Origin of the sequence: Kribbella sp. NPDC004875, assembly GCF_042873375.1 — a bacterium.
Lineage (GTDB): Bacteria > Actinomycetota > Actinomycetes > Propionibacteriales > Kribbellaceae > Kribbella.
In genome coordinates, this window is record NZ_JBIALI010000005.1 from 219,565 (window position 1) to 234,740 (window position 15,176).

Below are 15,176 nucleotides of genomic sequence, written 5' to 3' on the forward strand. Positions count from 1 at the left end.
GGAATCGCCGGGGGGATGACCGGCGAGTGAGGGGGGATTCATCATGCGACCCACCGGATTCGGGGGCGTTCTGCTGCGCGAGACAGACGCGGAGTACGACGAGGCTCGGGAGGTCTTCAATGCGATGGTCGACCGCAAACCGGCGCTGATCGCGCAATGTGAGACGGCCGCCGACGTCCAGGCCGCGGTCCGGTACGGCGTCGCGAACGAGCTCGAGTTGGCAGTACGCGGCGGCGGTCACGCGGTCACCGGGGACGGCGTCAGCGACGGCGGGATGGTGATCGACCTGCGGCGGATGTACAGCGTGCAAATCGATCCCGGCCGGCGACTCGCGCGGGTCGGTGGCGGCGCGACCTGGAGTGACCTGGATGGCGCCGGCCAGCAGTACGGGCTGGTGACGACCGGCGGGCGGGTGTCGTCGATCGGGGTCGCCGGGCTGGCTCTCGGCGGCGGTTCCGGGTGGCTGGAACGGAAGCTCGGGCTGGCGTCCGACGCGCTGGTCTCGGTCGAGCTCGTGACCGCCGACGGGGAGCTGGTGATCGCCGACGAGACCAAGAACACCGAGCTGTTCTGGGCTCTGCACGGTGGTGGCGGGAACTTCGGCGTGGCGACCGCGCTGACCTTCCGGCTGACGCGGGTCGCGACGACGACACTGGCGGTGCTGGTCTGGCCGGCCGCGGCCGGTGCGTCGGTGCTGCGGATGTACCGCGATCTGATCGAGGCGGACGCGCCCGAGGAGCTCGGTGGTGGCGTGGTGTTCCTGACCGCGCCCGCGTTCGGGTTCGTCCCGGAGCCGTTGGTGGCGCAGCCCGTGGTCCTGGCGATCGCGGTGTACGCCGGTCCTGCGGACGAGGCACGTGACATGTTCGCGCCGATGTTCGCGCTGTCGCCCGAGGGAGCGTTCCTCGCCGAGTTGCCGTACGCCGAACTGCAGTCCGCGTTGGACAGCCCGGCCGGGTTCCGGAACTACTGCTCCGCCGAGCATCTGTCCGCGTTGCCGGATCCCGCCGTACGGGCGTTCTGTGATCGGGCCGGCGAGATCCTCGTACCGTCACCGTCACAGCAGGCGATGCTGCCCTGGGGTGGCGCCGTACGCCGTGGTTCGGGGGACTGGCCGCAGGCGTACCGGGACGCGGCGTGGGTGGCGCGACCGTTCGGGGCCTGGACACATCCGTGTTCGGACGCGCGGGTGATCCGCTGGGCGCGCGACGTGTGCGAGGACCTCGAACCGTGGTCGACCGGACACGTGTGCCCGAACTTCGTCGGGCACGAGGGCCGGGACCGGATGATCGCCGCGTTCGGCGCCGCGAACTACGACCGGCTGGCGCGGGTGAAGTGCCGGTACGACCCCGAGAACGTCTTCCACCTCAACCAGAACGTTGAGCCTCAGTGGCGCTGTTGATCGCACGCGACCACTGCCATGCGGCGATCGCGGCGTACGCGATCCCGGCCAGGGGCACCGCCCAGAAGCGGAAGAACGGGAGTTGGCCGGTGACCGCGGTCGCGACGAAAACGACGGCGTACGTCGCGACGCCGGCGACCGTGCCGCGGCGGCGGGAGTCGAGGGCGCTGGCGGGGAGCGGACCCATGTGCCGGTCGAGTGTGGTGCCGAACGCGCTCAGGCCGGCGAGCACCGTCACGATGAACAGGATGCCGCCCGGGAGCCCGCCGAACACGATCGCGGCTGCGTTCAGGAAGGTCAGGACGGCGAACACCAGGGCGGTGTCGAGCGCCCCGAAGAGCAGGTGATTGATCCGGCGCCGACGCAGGTCGACGGTTCCGACCGGCTGGATCGGTCCGGCGTCGCCGCGCAGTCGCCGTACGGTCAGGATCAGACCGGCGGCGACCACGACCAGGAGCAGGACGCCGATGACCGAGAGGGCGACGGTGCGGGTCGTCGACATGTACTGGCGGACCTGGTCGCCGTACACGCAGCTCGCGGACGGCGGGAACCAAGTGGTGCGGACCACCGGGTCGCCGGACGCGCCGACGAACTTGTGCACACAGTCCGCGGACGGGTCGTACCAGCCGGGCATCGACAACGTCACGACCGTCGTCCACGCCAGGCCGCCCACGAGCCCCAATCCCAGCAACCAGCCCGCCCGACGCCTCACCAGTTCCACGCGTCCTACCCTCTCACCCGTGGACTCCTACCTCGCCCGGCTCCGTCGCGACGTCGGCTCCCGGCTCCTGCTGCTGCCCGGGGCTCAGGTCCTCGCGGTGGATTCGGCCGACCGCATCCTGTTCCAGCGGAGCCGCGACTCCGGACTGTGGGAGCTCCCGGCGGGCGGCGCCGAGCCCGGCGACAGCTTCCGGTCCACGGCCGCGCGTGAGTTCCAGGAGGAGACCGGGCTGGTCGTCGACGAGGCCGACCTGGTCCCGTTCGCCAGCGTGTCGCAGGCCGACGTACACACCCTCACTTATCCGAACGGTGATGTGGTGCAGTGCTTCGCCCTGTGCTTCGAGGCCCGCCGATGGACCGGCACGCTGCACCCCGGCGAGGACGAAGTACTCGAAGCTGGTTTCTTCGCTGTGCCGCCCGGTCCGCTGCACCCACCCACCGAGACGGTGCTCCGCCTGCACGCCGAATATCGGAAGACAGGAATGTTCCAGGCGTCCTAGATTGCGGGGATGCGGGCAGACGAGATCGTCGACGGGTTGCGGCAGCTCGGGCTGGACGGGACGTCCGAGGTGCTCGTGCACTCGTCGCTCAGCGCGTTCGGGTACGTCGACGGTGGCGCGGAGGCGGTTTGCGCGGCGCTGACCGAGGTGTGCGGGACCGTGATGATGCCTGCCGGCAGCTGGGACCTGACCGGGTTGCCGGCGCCGCCCGGGCTGGTCCGGCCGAACAATGCCTATTGGAACGCGGCGAGTTGGGCCGAGTTCGACGAAAAGTTGTCGCAGGCAACCAGCTTTCGCAGCGATCTGCCGATCGACCGCTGGCTGGGGCGGATCCCCGAGGTGTTCCGGCAGACGGGTGTCCCACTGCGCACCTCGCATCCGCTGTTCGCCTACCAGGCGGCAGGTCCCGCCGCTGAGCGGTTGCTGGCGGCGCAGCGTCCCGACTGGCCGCTGGGCCCGATCGAGGCGCTGAACGGCGACGTACTGCTGCTCGGTGTCGATCACACGTCCAACACCACGATCCATCTCGCCGAGCAGTACCTCGGTCGCTCGCGCTTCTACCGTTACGCGAAATCCGCCGACGGCCTGTGGGTCGAGCTCCCGAACATCTCCGGCGAGAGCCACCACTTCGACGCCATCGAGCCGGTACTGCGTCCTGCGACCAAGGAAGTCCGCATCGGGCAGGCACGGGTACGCCGTATCCCCAAACAGGCCATCCTGGACGCGACTCGCCAGCTCGTTCTCGACGATCCCGCAGCCCTGCTCTGCACCGACAACCCGGAGTGCCGCTGCGCAGCCGCGCTGCAGCAGCGATTGGCGTCAGTCTGAGCTGACGTCGATCAGCACCTTGCCGACGACGCTCTGCTCGACCGCGGCGTGTGCCTCCGCGGCCCGGTCGAGCGAGTAGTGGTGCAGCGGTAGCCCGGCCTCCGGACCGACCCGCACCGCGCCGGCCTCGACCGCGGCCGCGACATCGCCCAGGGCGCGCGGTCGCCACGACTCCGGAGCCGTGTACAGCAGCACGAACTGCCAGCGGGCGTTCGGCACCATCGACGCGCGCACCGGCAGCTCCATCGCCGGCCCGCCGTCGGTCGCATAGACAGCCACCGAGCCATGCGGCGCGATCACCGCGGCGTCGATGGCCGCGTTCGCCGCCGGCGACACCTCGACGATCGTGTGCACGCCGTGCGGTGCGATCGCATGCACCTCGGCGACCACGTCCTGCTGCTTGTAGTCGATGACGTGATCGGCACCCGCGAGCGCGGCGAGATTGCCCTTCTCCGGGCTGCTCACCGTGGTGATCACCGTCGCGTCGGACCACCGGGCGAGCTGAATCGCCGCGTTGCCGACCGCACCGGCGCCACCGGCCACCAGCACCGTCCGGCCCGCGAGCCTGCCCGGTCCGAGATGGTCGGGCCCGTCCTCGGTCACCGTCAGGCAGCGGTGCGCGGTCAGGAACGGCACGCCGAGCGCGGCCCCGAGGTCGAACGACGCGCTGTCGGGTAGCGCCACCACGTTGCGCACCGGAACCACGGCGTACTCCTGCGCGGTTCCGCCCGCCGGTCGCTGGTACGCCGCCTCCCAGAGCCAGACGCGACGGCCGGTCAGCGCGACGTCGACGCCCTGGCCGACGGCCTCGACGACACCCGAGCCGTCCTGGTTGGGCACCTGAGCCGGGTCGATCAGGGTGCCGGACTCGCTGCCGCGGCGCGACTTCCAGTCGGTCGGGTTGACGCCCGACCGGTGGATCCGCACCCGCACCTCACCCGGCCCGGGGTCGATCATCGGCCTGTCCACGAGGGTCAGGACGTCGGGCTCACCGGTTACGGAGTACTCGATAGCACGCACCCCACCGACGCTACCCGCTGACGTCCTCCCGAGCACGCAGCTCCTTGGTGAACATCAAGGTCGCGCTGTCGTCGTTGCGGATCGACTCCATCGGCGGCACCTGCCGGCCGTCGTAGATCAGCCCGCGGCCGTCCGGGAGGTAACCGCGGCGGACGTACATCCGCTGCGCCTGCCCGTAGTCCGGGTACAGCCCGACACCGATCCCGACCACCGGGTACCGCGTCGTGACCAGCGCCTCGGCCGCGTCCATCAACGCCGACCCGATCCCGCGCCGCCGGTACGACGGCAGCACGTTGAAGTCCTGGATCTCGGGGATGGTCCGGAAGTACGGCGACACCCAGCGCACGGTCACGTACCCGACGTACCGCCCGTCGACCGTCGCCACCAGGATGTCGCGCTCGCCGGCGTCCTGCTCGGCGAGGTACCGCACGTACTGGCTCTCGGGCTTGTTCCACCCGATCGCGTCCATCGCCGCGGCGATGATCGCGGGATCGCCGGCGCGCAACGGCCGGATCGTCAACTCGTCACCCATAACGGCCTCCTGGCCAGGCAGCTTAGGCCTGACCACGACCGCCGGTCGCCCGAATTACTCCGGGCGACCGGCGGCGCCGCGTCAACGGGTGGCGTGAATCGCGGTCTCGATCACCTTGGTGACCGGGCCGGGATCGGAGATCAGTCCGAGGTGACCGGCCGGGATGCGGGTGATGGTGGAGTGCGCGCGGGTGGCCATGAAGTTCTGCGCGGTCGGCGTGATGATCAGGTCCCTGGTGCCGAGTACGTACCAGGACTTGATCGTCTTCCACGCCGGCACCCCGGACGGGTCGTTACCGGCCGCCAGGGCGAGCGGACGTTGCGACGGGTACAGCTTCTCGGACTGGGACCGCGGCAGCCCCGAGGCGAACGACTTCACGAACGTGTCGTGCTTCAGGTACAGGTCGAGGAAGGTGCCGTTCGGGACGAAGTCGAACACGGTCTCCGGCGGTACGGCGAGGGCGGAGTCCGCACCGGCCAGCGTCAACACCGACTCGCCTTTGTCCGGCGCGAACGCGTCGACGTACACCAGCGCCTTCACGTTCGGGTTGCCGGTCGCGGCGTTCGTGATGACCGCACCGCCGTACGAATGGCCGACCAGCACGATCGGACCGGAGATGGTGGCGAGGAAGTTGCGGATCGTCGCGGCGTCGGTCGGGAGACTGCGTAACTCGTTCGGTGGGACGCGGACCGTGTACCCGTCGTCGAGGAGCCGGCTGGTGACCTTCGACCAGCTCGACCCGTCGGCCCACGCACCGTGGACCAGGACGACCGTCGGTTTCGGACCACGCTGGTGCGACGCGGCCGCGGGTGTCACGGCGGCGAGCAGGACCGCGAGTACGGCGACGACTACCGCCAGGACCCGCGTTCTGTGGTGATGCATCGTGAGGAAGCCCTTTCGTCAGGCGACTGTCGCCGGGAGGGCGCGCAAGGCTGCGTGACGAAGCCGGATGGTGCGGGGTTACGACTGGAAGAACTCGAGCAGGTCGGCGTTGACCACGTCCGCGTGGGTCGTGGGCAGGCCGTGCGGGAGGCCCTGGTAGGTCTTCAGGACCCCGTTCTTGAGCAAGGCGGCCGACTTCGGACCGGCAGCGACGTACGGGACGATCTGGTCGTCCTCGCTGTGCACCACGAGCACCGGGATGGTGATCTTGCGCAGGTCCTCGGTGAAGTCGGTCTGGGAGAACGCGACGATGCCGTCGTAGTGCGCTTTGGCGCCGCCCATCATGCCCTGCCGCCACCAGTTCGCGATGATGGCTTCGACCGGTTCGGCGCCGGGCCGGTTGAACCCGTAGAACGGGCCCTCCGGCAGCGCGCGGTAGAACACGGACCGGTTCGCGGCGAGCTGGTTCTGCAGGTCGTCGAAGACGTCCTTGGGCAGGCCCTCCGGGTTCGCGTCGGTCTTCACCATCAACGGTGGGACCGCGCACAGGATCGCGGCCTTGGCGGCCCGGTCCTCGCCGTGCCGGCCCAGGTAGTGCACGACCTCGCCGCCGCCGGTCGAGTGACCGACGTGGATGCAGTCGCGCAGGTCGAGGTGGTCGACGACCGCCTTCAGGTCGTCGGCGTAGTGGTCCATGTCGTGACCGTCGCCGGTCTGTGTCGACCGCCCGTGCCCCCGGCGGTCGTGCGCGACGACGCGGTACCCCTTCGAGAGGAAGAACAGCAGTTGGTTGTCCCAGTCGTCGGCCGACAACGGCCATCCGTGACTGAAGACGATCGGCTGCCCGCTTCCCCAGTCCTTGTAGAAGATCTCGGTGCCGTCGCTGGTCGTGATCGTTCCCACGGTTGTACCCCCTGATTCCCTTTCCGGACAAAGGGGATCGGCCCGGTTGCCGCCCCCCTGGGCCACGCTAGCCGCCGGGCTTGTTCCCGAGGAGATCTCAGGCCCGATCGAATAGCGGCCATTACCTGGCCGCTACACCTTCTAGAGTCAGGGACATGACGAACAACGAGCAGCCGGCGACCGGCGAGCGGGCCGACATCCTGGACTTCCTGGCCAAGCACCGGTACTTCCTGCGGCACACCGCGCAGGGTCTGACGGACGAGCAGGCGAACACCCGCAGTACCGTCAGCGAGCTGACCATCGGCGGCCTGATCAAGCACGTGTCGGCGGTCGAGCAGCACTGGGCCGAGTTCGCCCAGGGCGGCCGGTCGGACGACGTGCCGGCCGAGTCCGAGTTCACGCCGGAGATGATCGCTTCGTGGCAGGACCAGTTCCGCCTCACCGAGGGCGAGACGCTGGCCGGCGTACTGGCGGAGTACGAGAAGGTGGCCGCCGCGACCGACGACCTGGTCCGCACGCTCGACCTCGAGGTCAGCTACGAGCTCCCGTCCGCACCCTGGCAGCCGCCGGGCGTCTTCTGGTCCGTCCGCCGCGTCTTCCTGCACATCACCGCCGAGACCGCCCAGCACGCCGGCCACGCCGACATCATCCGCGAAGCCATCGACGGTCAGAAGTCGATGGGCTGACGATCTTCCAGCGCCGAGGGTGCCGGCTGCCGGTGGTGCCCTCGGCGCTGCCCGGGTTATCGACGTAGCTCGTCGAACGCTGTGGGCGGGCCGGCGGACAGGCGATCGCGGATCGTGGCGGCGCACTCCGCCGGGGTCTGACGTTCGGAGTCGACCTCGACGTCGTACACGCCGTGCTGGTGCACGAGTGGGAACTGCAACGCCGCGCGCCCGATCGTCCGGTTCCCACGCTCCCGCTCCCGCCGCTCGAGCTCGGGCAACGAGCAGTTGATACCGACGAAGTACACGGGCAGTCCGTCGAAGACCGTCAGACAGTCGGCGAGCCGCCAGCGTTCGCCCATGATGTGATCGACGACGACGTCGTTACCTGCCGACGCCATCCCGGCGACCGCCCGGTGGAACCCCAGCACGGTCCGCTGGAAGACCGGCAGGAACTCCTCCTCGGTCCACTCCCGGCGCCCGCGAATGCGATGGAACTGATCGATCGCCAGGTGGAACCAGGCGCCATCGAGGGTGTCCAGCAGTTCCTTGGCGATACTCGATTTCCCCGAACTCGACGTACCGTTCAGCAGGATCACCCGTCCGGGCCGGCCGGCCGGGGTGCCGGGAAGTAGTTCATGCGTCGCGCTGATGGACATCGCCCCATGATCCCCGACACCCGGTGCATCCCTCACCCCGGCAGCCGAAGCGCCAGGAACTGGTAGTGCTCGATCGGGAGGTCTAGGTTCAGACGATCGTGTCGAAGTACGGCCAGCCGTCGACCTCGGTGACTTGCTCGGAGAGATCCAGGGTCGAGGTCGCCGCGTCCAGGAGCCGGCGGACAGTTCCGGGCTCGAACAGGTTGAGATAGCCGCGATCCGGCAGCCGGATCAGTGCCCCGGCGTCGAAGTACGTGTTCGAGACAACCCGGTCCGGTCCGGGACGGAAGACGAGGACCAACCGGTCCCGCGTGCCTTCACGGAACAACGAGAGCGTCAGGCCGCAGTTCTCCTGGCCGGGCCTCACTCGCTGACGAACGGTCCAGCGCCAAGTGACCTCACCCACCACGAGGCGGCGGACGCGACGGTCGTCGTTCTTCACTCAGCCACCGTAAAGCACCGTAAAGCGCCGTGATCGTCCACTCACGATCGAGCGCCCGACCGCTGCCGGTCGGGCGCTCGTGTGCGGTTACAGCCTGTCAGCCGGGGAACTTGGCGCCGGTGTTGGAGTGGCACCGGTAGCCGTTCGGGTTCTTGAACAGGTACTGCTGGTGGTAGTCCTCCGCGTAGTAGAAGGTCTGCGCGGGGGCGATCTCGGTGGTGATGTCGCCGTATCCGAGGGGCTTGATGACGGGGGCGTACAGGTCGCGGGTGCGCTCGGCCTCGGCGCGCTGGGCGTCGGTGGTGTAGTAGATCGCCGAGCGGTACTGCGAACCGAGGTCGTTGCCCTGCCGCATGCCCTGTGTCGGGTCGTGCGTCTCCCAGAACACCTTCAGCAGGTCCGTGAAGGTGGTCTTGGTGGGGTCGTAGACAACCCGGACGGCCTCGGTCTGACCGGTGCGGCCGGAGCAGACCTCTTCGTACGTCGGGTTCGGGGTGTAACCGCCCGCGTACCCGACGGCGGTGGTGTACACGCCGGGCTGCTGCCAGAAGATCTCCTCGGTACCCCAGAAGCATCCGGTGCCGAACCAGACCTCCTCGAACCCCTCGGGCGCGGCGGCGGTCTGCGGCGTGTGCAGGACGATGTTCTCGTCCGGTACGGCGAAGCCGGGGGTGGGCCGGCCCGGCAGCGCGGCCTGCGGCTCGACCATGGCGGTGTTGCGGGTGAAGAACGACATTCTCACGCCTCTCGCAGAGTGACTCTCATAGTCTCTCAACGCCCGATGTAAGGCGAACCTTCCCCGCACCCCTTACGGCACGATGACGTGGCAAGGGCGGACCGCCACCACTCACCAACCCCTGCATCTGGGCCCCGGGCAGGGCCGGCTGAGCGTGAAGCGGGCCGGTCGAGCGGGATTGGTGAGTGCTGGCGGTCCGCCCTACGCGATCATCACGCCGGTCCGGCGGCGCGGGGCGCCGGGGACGGTGAGCGAGGTGTACGACGCGGCGACCCGGGCGACGCCGTCACGCAGCGAGTCCACGTCGAGCGTGTACGGGAGCCGGATGAAGGACTCGAGGCCGCCGTCGGGGGAGAAGCGCGAGCCCGCGACCAGCAGCGCACCGTTCCGTTGCGCGACCCCGACGAGGCTGGAACCCACCGGCTCGGGCAGCTCGCACCACAGTGACAACCCGCCGCCCGGGATCCGGAACCGCCACGACGGGAGCTCGCCGGCAACAGCCGACGCCAGCGCATCACGGCGGCGAGCCAACTCGGCCCGGCGCTCCGGAAGCAGTGTCGAGCGGTGCCGGAGCAGATCCGCGACGACCAGCTGCTCGAGCACCGGCGCCCCGAGGTCCATCGACGCCCGCGCGTCCAGCACCCGCGCGACCAGGGCCTCCGGCACCCGCATCCACCCGATCCGCAACCCGCCCCAGAACGACTTGCTCACCGACCCGACCGTGATCACGCCGTCGGGGTCGTACGACGCGAACGGCGGCGGCATCTCCTGCCCGTCCAGCGACAGCTCGAACAGGGTCTCGTCCACGATCGCCGTGGTCCGCGACCGCGCGAACGCCCGCGCGAGCCGCTGCCGGTCCGCCGCCGGCATCAGGAAACCGGTCGGATTCTGGAAGTCCACCACCAGCCAGGCCGCCCGCGGCGCCGTCTGCCGGATCGTTGCCTCCAACAACGGAAGGTCCCACCCACCGGGCGACATCGGTACGGCGACCACGCGGCACCCGCTGCGCCGGATCGCGTCCACCGAGTTCGGGTGTGTCGGGCTCTCGGTCAGCACCCGGTCGCCGATCTGCGTGATCGCCCGGATCGCGATCGAGGTCGCCGCCAGTGCGCCCGCGGTCACGATGATCTGGTCCGGCGACGTCGGCAGACCGCGCTCCGAGTAGGCGGCCGCGATCTCGGACCGCAGTACCGGCAGGCCTTGCGGGTGGTACCCGGGGGTCGCCAGATGCAGCGGCAGTTCGGCGGCCGCCGACGCGACCGCCGTACTGATCCCGGGCACCGCGGCCGGTGCCGCGCAGGTGAAGTCGTACAGCCCCTCGGTGTCGATCCCCGGCGCGTGGTGCCGCCCGAGCTCCGGCTCGATCTTCGACGGCAGCGCCGTGACACTGCCGGAACCGCGGCGGCTCGCCAGGTACCCGCTGTCGCGGAGTTCGCGGTACGCCGACGCGACCGTCGTACGGCTGACTCCCAGTGCCTCGGTGAGCTCGCGCTCGCTCGGCAGCCGCGAGCCGGGCATGATCCGCCCGTCCGCGATCAGCAGCCGCAGGCGCTCGGACAGCAGCCGGTACGCCGGACCGGTCCCGTCCGCCCACTCGCCGAGCAGGCCGGTCAACGTGCTGGCGGGGAGATAACGCGCTCGCATGCAGTCCACTATCGCGTAATTGGCTATCGAACACCAGGCCACTTACTCCCGAAACTGAAGAACGTGACCGCCACTCCGACTGCTCCGACTGCCTCGTCGCGTCAGCTCGCGCCCATCAACCCGATCCAGCAGCTGAAAGCAGGCCACCTGCCCCGCCGCTTGGTGCAGCTGTACGTGGGCCTGACCCTGTACGGCGCCTCGATGGGCCTGATGATCCAGGGCAACCTCGGCCTCGACCCGTGGGACGTGTTCCACTCCGGGATCACCAAGCACCTCCCGCTGAGCTTCGGCACGGTGGTGATCGCGGTGAGTTTCGTCGTACTGCTGGCCTGGATCCCGCTGCGCCAGTGGCCTGGCCTCGGCACCATCAGCAACGCCATCGTCATCGGCCTGGTCACCAACCTCACCTTGGCGACGATCGATCGGCCGCACGCCCTCTGGCTGCGGATCGTGTTCATGCTCGCCGGGGTCGTCGTCAACGCACTGGCCGGCGCCCTCTACATCGGCGCCCAGTTCGGCCCCGGTCCCCGCGACGGGCTGATGACCGGCCTGGTACGGCGTACCGGTCTGAGTGTCCGTCTGGTCCGGACGGCGATCGAGGTCACGGTCCTCGCCACCGGCTTCCTGCTCGGCGGTTCGATCGGCGTCGGCACCGTCGTCTACGCGCTCTCGATCGGCCCGCTCGTGCACGTCCTGCTGCCGATCTTCACCGTCCGCCTGAAGCGGGCGTGACAACGGGCCCCGGACCGAATGTGGTCCGGGGCCCGTTCCTGCAGGACCCCTCAGCCTGCGGGTCTTCAGCCGACCGGTTCGAGTTCCCGCGCCTCGGCCGGTGGGGCGCCGGTCTGCACGCGGCGCGGCCACCAGGCGCGTTTGCCGAGCAGCGCGATCACGCTGGGCACCAGGAAGCTCGACATCACGAACGCCGAGATCACGATGCCGGCCGCGACCGAGAACCCCATCTCGGTGAGCAGCGCCATCCCGGCGAGCATCAGCGACGAGAACGTGCCGGCCAGGATCAGCCCGGCCGCCGCCACCGACGGACCGCCGTGCTCGATCGCGAGGTCGGCCGCGGTGCGTGGATCCGTGCCGCGCTCGGCCTCCTCGCGGAGTCGCGCGATCATCAGGATGTTGTAGTCGGTGCCGATGGCAACGACGAACAGGTACAGCATGATCGGCAGCGAGAACGTCACCCCCGCGTGTCCGGCGGCGCCCTGGAACACGAACACCGTCGCGCCGATCGAACTGAAGAAGCTCAGCACCACCGCGAGCATCAGGACCAGCGGAGCGATCAGCGACCGCAGCAGCAACGCGAGGATCACCGCGATCAGCCCACCGGCGACCGGGAAGATCACCGAGAGATCCCGGCTGTTGGCGTCGCGGATATCGGCGTACCCGGCCGTCACACCGCCGAGCAGTGTGGTCGTCCCGTGCGGCGCCGCCGCGTGAGCGACCTCCCGCAGCTTGCCGTCCACCAGGTCCAGCGACGCGTTCGCGTACGGCGCGTCCTTCAGTACGACGTTGAGCTGGGCAACTGTCTTGTCGGTGTTCAGCAACGCCATGCTGCCGTCCGCGCCGGCCGGGAGCACTCCGCCCACCCCGTCGACCTTGGCGAGCTTCCCGGCGTACGTCGTGAGCTCGGCCGGATCGAGTGGCGTGCCGTCGGTGCTGCGGACGTAGACCGTCGTCGGGTTCAGTGCGCCGGCCGGGAATCCGGCTTGCAGGTCCTTCACCGCACGGGCGGACTCGGTGCCGTCCGGGAGCTGGCTGAACGCGTCGTAGTCGACCTTCATCCCGAGCGAGCCGAGCGCGAGCACGACCATCACGCCGCCTGAGATCGCAGCGACCACGGCCGGACGCCGCGCGGTGAACCGGCCGAGCCGCTTGAACACCGCGCCCTTCGGCGTCTGCTGCCAGGACTTCGACGGCCAGAACACCTTCGGGCCGAGCAGTGAGACGACCGCCGGGACCAGGGTGATCGCCGCGAAGGCCATCACCGCGACCGCGATCGCGAGCCCCGGGCCGAGGCTCTTGAACCCACCGAACACCGCGAGCAGCAAGGCGCTGAACGCGACCACGATCGCGCCCGCCGCCGACACGATCACCTCGGCGACCCGGGCGACCGCGTTCACCAGCGCTTCCTTCGGCTGCTCGCCGGCCCGGAGCCGTTCCCGGAAACGGAACAGCAGGAACAGGATGTAGTCGGTGCCGACGCCGTACAGCACGACGGTCAGGATCGTCTGCAGATCCTGGGTGACCTGCAGACCGGTGGCCTTGGCAACGAGTGCGATCAGGCCGGGCGCGATGCCGGAGACCAGACCGACCGTCAGGATCGGCAGGAACGCCGCGACCGGGCTGCGGTAGATGACCAGCAGCAGGCCGATGATCAGGACGACGGTCGCGATCCCGACCACCACGAAGGCGTTCTCGAACGCGTCCTGGTTGTCGAGCATCAGTGCCGCGTCGCCGGTCACGCCGTACTCGAGGTCGGCGCCGGTGAGGGCGGGTCCGGTGACGTCGCGGATCTTCTGGACCGCGTCGAGCACCGGTTGCTCGTCCGGTGTACCTTTCAGGCCGATACTGACGATCTGCACCTGCTTGTTCGGTGCGACCGCCTGCGGTCCGGTGACCGCGGCGGTGACCCGGTCGATCTTCGCCGCGCTGATCTTGGCGGCGAGCTGGGTGACCTTGGCCTGGTCGGCGGCGGTCAGCTCACCGCCGGCCGCGCGCTTGACCACGATGCTGGCGGTCGCGTCGTTGGTCTGCCCGAACGTGCTCGCGGCCAGCTTCTGCGCCTGCACCGACTCGTACTCGTCGGGCAGCAGCGCCGCCTGGTCCTTGGTGGTGACATCCGCGAGTGTCGGCGCGAACGCGATCACGGCGACAGCCGCGACCACCCACGCGGCGATCACCTTCCACGGGTTGTGGACGACGAAGCGCCCGAGTCTGGTGAACACCCCTGACCCCTCCTGAGGGTTCTGCACTGTCTACCTGCCGGTCGGTAGGTAGACTACCTGCCGCACGGTAGGTAGGAAAAGTGAGAGGGTGGTGACGTGCAGCACGCGAGCAGTTCCCGCGACACCAAGGCGGAGATCCACCGCGCCGCGGTTGACCTGTTCTCGACCCAGGGCTACGAGAAGACCAGCCTGCGCGAGATCGCCGAGCAGGTCGGCATCACCAAAGCGTCGCTGTACTACCACTACTCGTCGAAGCAGCAGCTGCTGCGCGCGATCATCGGCACGTTCCTGGAGGACCTGTTCGAGGTTCTGCGCCGCGTGGACACGCTGCCGTGGTCACCCGAGGCGGAGCGTGAACTGCTCGCGGCGTACCTGGACGTGGTCCTGGCGCACCACTCCACCGGGCCGACATTGCTCCGCGACGTCGCCGCCGTACTGGCCGCCTTCGGGGACGACCTCGAGGACCTGATCGCGCGGAGCCGGCGGTTCCAGCTGTGGCTCGCGGGTCCGGATCCGACGGCGGCCGACCGGCTGCGGGCCGCGGCCGCGGTCGAGACGATCGGGGCGGCGATGTCCACCGAGCTCGACCCCAGCGTGCCGGCCGCCGAGATGCGGGCCGTGCTGCTCGACGCTGCGTCCGCAGTGCTGGCGCGGCGCGGCGCACCGGTCTCCGAGTGACTGTCGGTGCTCGGAGTTAGCGTTCAGGGGTGAGCACGTACCGGTTCTCGGCGCCGCTGTGGCAGTTCCCGGGTGAAGGCAGTTGGTACTTCGTGACGGTCCCGGAGGAGGTCAGCGACGACATCACGGACCTGACCGAAGGCCGGCGTCGGGGGTTCGGCTCGGTGCGGGTGACGGTGACGGTCGGCGGCAGCACCTGGCAGACCTCGGTCTTCCCGAGCAAGACCGGCATGTATCTGCTACCGATGAAGAAGCAGGTACGAACCGCCGAGGACCTGACCGAGGGCACCCCGGTCGACACACAACTGCACCTCGTCGATTTCTAGCAACCACGACCCCTTCGGGGATCCGGCGACGTCCAGTAACTACGAACGCCGCCCGGGGATCTGGCGACGTCCAGTAACTACGAGCGACGCCGGGGTCAGGCGACGTCTAGTGCCGTGACAAGAAACGTTGAGGTCATCCATCAGCTCAGCGCGCCCCCAGCCAGGCACCCCATCCAGGCACCCCGGCCAGGCACCCCGGCCAGGCACCCCGGCCAGGCACCCCGGCCAGGCACCCCGGCCAGGCGTCCCGGCGAGGTACCCCGGCGAGGTACCCCGGTCAGG

At 69.5% G+C, this 15,176-nt stretch carries 17 protein-coding genes; 7 read left to right on the plus strand and 10 right to left on the minus strand.

Annotated elements, in window-relative coordinates:
• Positions 1–43: 43 nt before the first annotated feature.
• Positions 44–1,402: an FAD-binding oxidoreductase gene (locus tag ACFYRH_RS27525; protein WP_387781300.1), complete on the plus strand. Its 1,359-nt coding sequence runs from the start codon at positions 44–46 to the stop codon at positions 1,400–1,402.
• On the opposite strand, the gene ACFYRH_RS27530 is transcribed toward ACFYRH_RS27525, so the two are convergent.
• Positions 1,368–2,123: a hypothetical protein gene (locus ACFYRH_RS27530; RefSeq protein WP_387781303.1), complete on the minus strand. Its 756-nt coding sequence runs from the start codon at positions 2,121–2,123 to the stop codon at positions 1,368–1,370. The genes ACFYRH_RS27525 and ACFYRH_RS27530 overlap by 35 nt on opposite strands.
• A gap of 19 nt (positions 2,124–2,142) precedes the next feature.
• Between ACFYRH_RS27530 and ACFYRH_RS27535 the strand changes: the two genes are divergently transcribed.
• Both ACFYRH_RS27535 and ACFYRH_RS27540 read left to right on the plus strand, forming a co-directional pair.
• On the plus strand, positions 2,143–2,622 hold the full coding sequence (locus ACFYRH_RS27535) for an NUDIX domain-containing protein (protein WP_387781306.1): 480 nt from the start codon (positions 2,143–2,145) through the stop codon (positions 2,620–2,622).
• A 9-nt stretch (positions 2,623–2,631) separates the two neighbouring features.
• A complete protein-coding gene (locus ACFYRH_RS27540) occupies positions 2,632–3,450 on the plus strand; it encodes an AAC(3) family N-acetyltransferase (RefSeq protein WP_387781309.1) in 819 nt (272 codons plus the stop codon).
• Here ACFYRH_RS27540 and ACFYRH_RS27545 read toward each other — a convergent pair.
• From ACFYRH_RS27545 to ACFYRH_RS27560, 4 genes are all read right to left on the minus strand, one after another.
• Positions 3,442–4,470, minus strand: a complete 1,029-nt coding sequence (locus ACFYRH_RS27545; RefSeq protein ID WP_387781312.1) for an NADPH:quinone reductase — start codon at positions 4,468–4,470, stop codon at positions 3,442–3,444. The two genes, ACFYRH_RS27540 and ACFYRH_RS27545, sit on opposite strands and share 9 nt — an antisense overlap.
• A gap of 10 nt (positions 4,471–4,480) precedes the next feature.
• Positions 4,481–5,002, minus strand: a complete 522-nt coding sequence (locus ACFYRH_RS27550; protein WP_387781315.1) for a GNAT family N-acetyltransferase — start codon at positions 5,000–5,002, stop codon at positions 4,481–4,483.
• An 81-nt stretch (positions 5,003–5,083) separates the two neighbouring features.
• Positions 5,084–5,884 carry an alpha/beta fold hydrolase gene (locus ACFYRH_RS27555; RefSeq protein WP_387781318.1) on the minus strand — a complete coding sequence of 267 codons (801 nt, stop codon included), beginning with the start codon at positions 5,882–5,884 and terminating at the stop codon, positions 5,084–5,086.
• 78 nt (positions 5,885–5,962) lie between these two features.
• On the minus strand, positions 5,963–6,787 hold the full coding sequence (locus ACFYRH_RS27560; protein ID WP_387781321.1) for an alpha/beta fold hydrolase: 825 nt from the start codon (positions 6,785–6,787) through the stop codon (positions 5,963–5,965).
• A gap of 155 nt (positions 6,788–6,942) precedes the next feature.
• On the opposite strand from ACFYRH_RS27560, the gene ACFYRH_RS27565 reads away from it, so the two are divergent.
• A complete protein-coding gene (locus tag ACFYRH_RS27565; RefSeq protein ID WP_387781324.1) occupies positions 6,943–7,473 on the plus strand; it encodes a DinB family protein in 531 nt (176 codons plus the stop codon).
• Between the two features lie 56 nt (positions 7,474–7,529).
• Here the strand turns inward: ACFYRH_RS27565 and ACFYRH_RS27570 are convergent, their stop codons facing one another.
• The 4 genes from ACFYRH_RS27570 to ACFYRH_RS27585 all read right to left on the minus strand — a co-directional run bounded on the left by ACFYRH_RS27570 (position 7,530) and on the right by ACFYRH_RS27585 (position 10,933).
• Entirely contained in the window at positions 7,530–8,111 is a 582-nt protein-coding gene (locus tag ACFYRH_RS27570) for a chloramphenicol phosphotransferase CPT family protein (RefSeq protein ID WP_387781327.1), read from the minus strand.
• A gap of 88 nt (positions 8,112–8,199) precedes the next feature.
• Positions 8,200–8,553, minus strand: coding sequence for a hypothetical protein (locus tag ACFYRH_RS27575; protein ID WP_387781330.1), 354 nt, complete (start codon positions 8,551–8,553; stop codon positions 8,200–8,202).
• 97 nt (positions 8,554–8,650) lie between these two features.
• On the minus strand, positions 8,651–9,289 hold the full coding sequence (gene msrA, locus ACFYRH_RS27580; RefSeq protein WP_387781332.1) for a peptide-methionine (S)-S-oxide reductase MsrA: 639 nt from the start codon (positions 9,287–9,289) through the stop codon (positions 8,651–8,653).
• A gap of 201 nt (positions 9,290–9,490) precedes the next feature.
• Positions 9,491–10,933 carry a PLP-dependent aminotransferase family protein gene (locus tag ACFYRH_RS27585; protein ID WP_387781335.1) on the minus strand — a complete coding sequence of 481 codons (1,443 nt, stop codon included), beginning with the start codon at positions 10,931–10,933 and terminating at the stop codon, positions 9,491–9,493.
• A gap of 63 nt (positions 10,934–10,996) precedes the next feature.
• Between ACFYRH_RS27585 and ACFYRH_RS27590 the strand changes: the two genes are divergently transcribed.
• Complete coding sequence (locus tag ACFYRH_RS27590) at positions 10,997–11,665, plus strand: YitT family protein (RefSeq protein WP_387781338.1); 669 nt, start codon at positions 10,997–10,999, stop codon at positions 11,663–11,665.
• Between the two features lie 65 nt (positions 11,666–11,730).
• Here the strand turns inward: ACFYRH_RS27590 and ACFYRH_RS27595 are convergent, their stop codons facing one another.
• On the minus strand, positions 11,731–13,890 hold the full coding sequence (locus tag ACFYRH_RS27595) for an MMPL family transporter (RefSeq protein ID WP_387781341.1): 2,160 nt from the start codon (positions 13,888–13,890) through the stop codon (positions 11,731–11,733).
• Between the two features lie 96 nt (positions 13,891–13,986).
• Between ACFYRH_RS27595 and ACFYRH_RS27600 the strand changes: the two genes are divergently transcribed.
• Entirely contained in the window at positions 13,987–14,568 is a 582-nt protein-coding gene (locus ACFYRH_RS27600; RefSeq protein ID WP_387781344.1) for a TetR/AcrR family transcriptional regulator, read from the plus strand.
• Between the two features lie 29 nt (positions 14,569–14,597).
• Positions 14,598–14,894: a DUF1905 domain-containing protein gene (locus ACFYRH_RS27605; protein ID WP_387781347.1), complete on the plus strand. Its 297-nt coding sequence runs from the start codon at positions 14,598–14,600 to the stop codon at positions 14,892–14,894.
• Positions 14,895–15,176 lie beyond the last annotated feature (282 nt).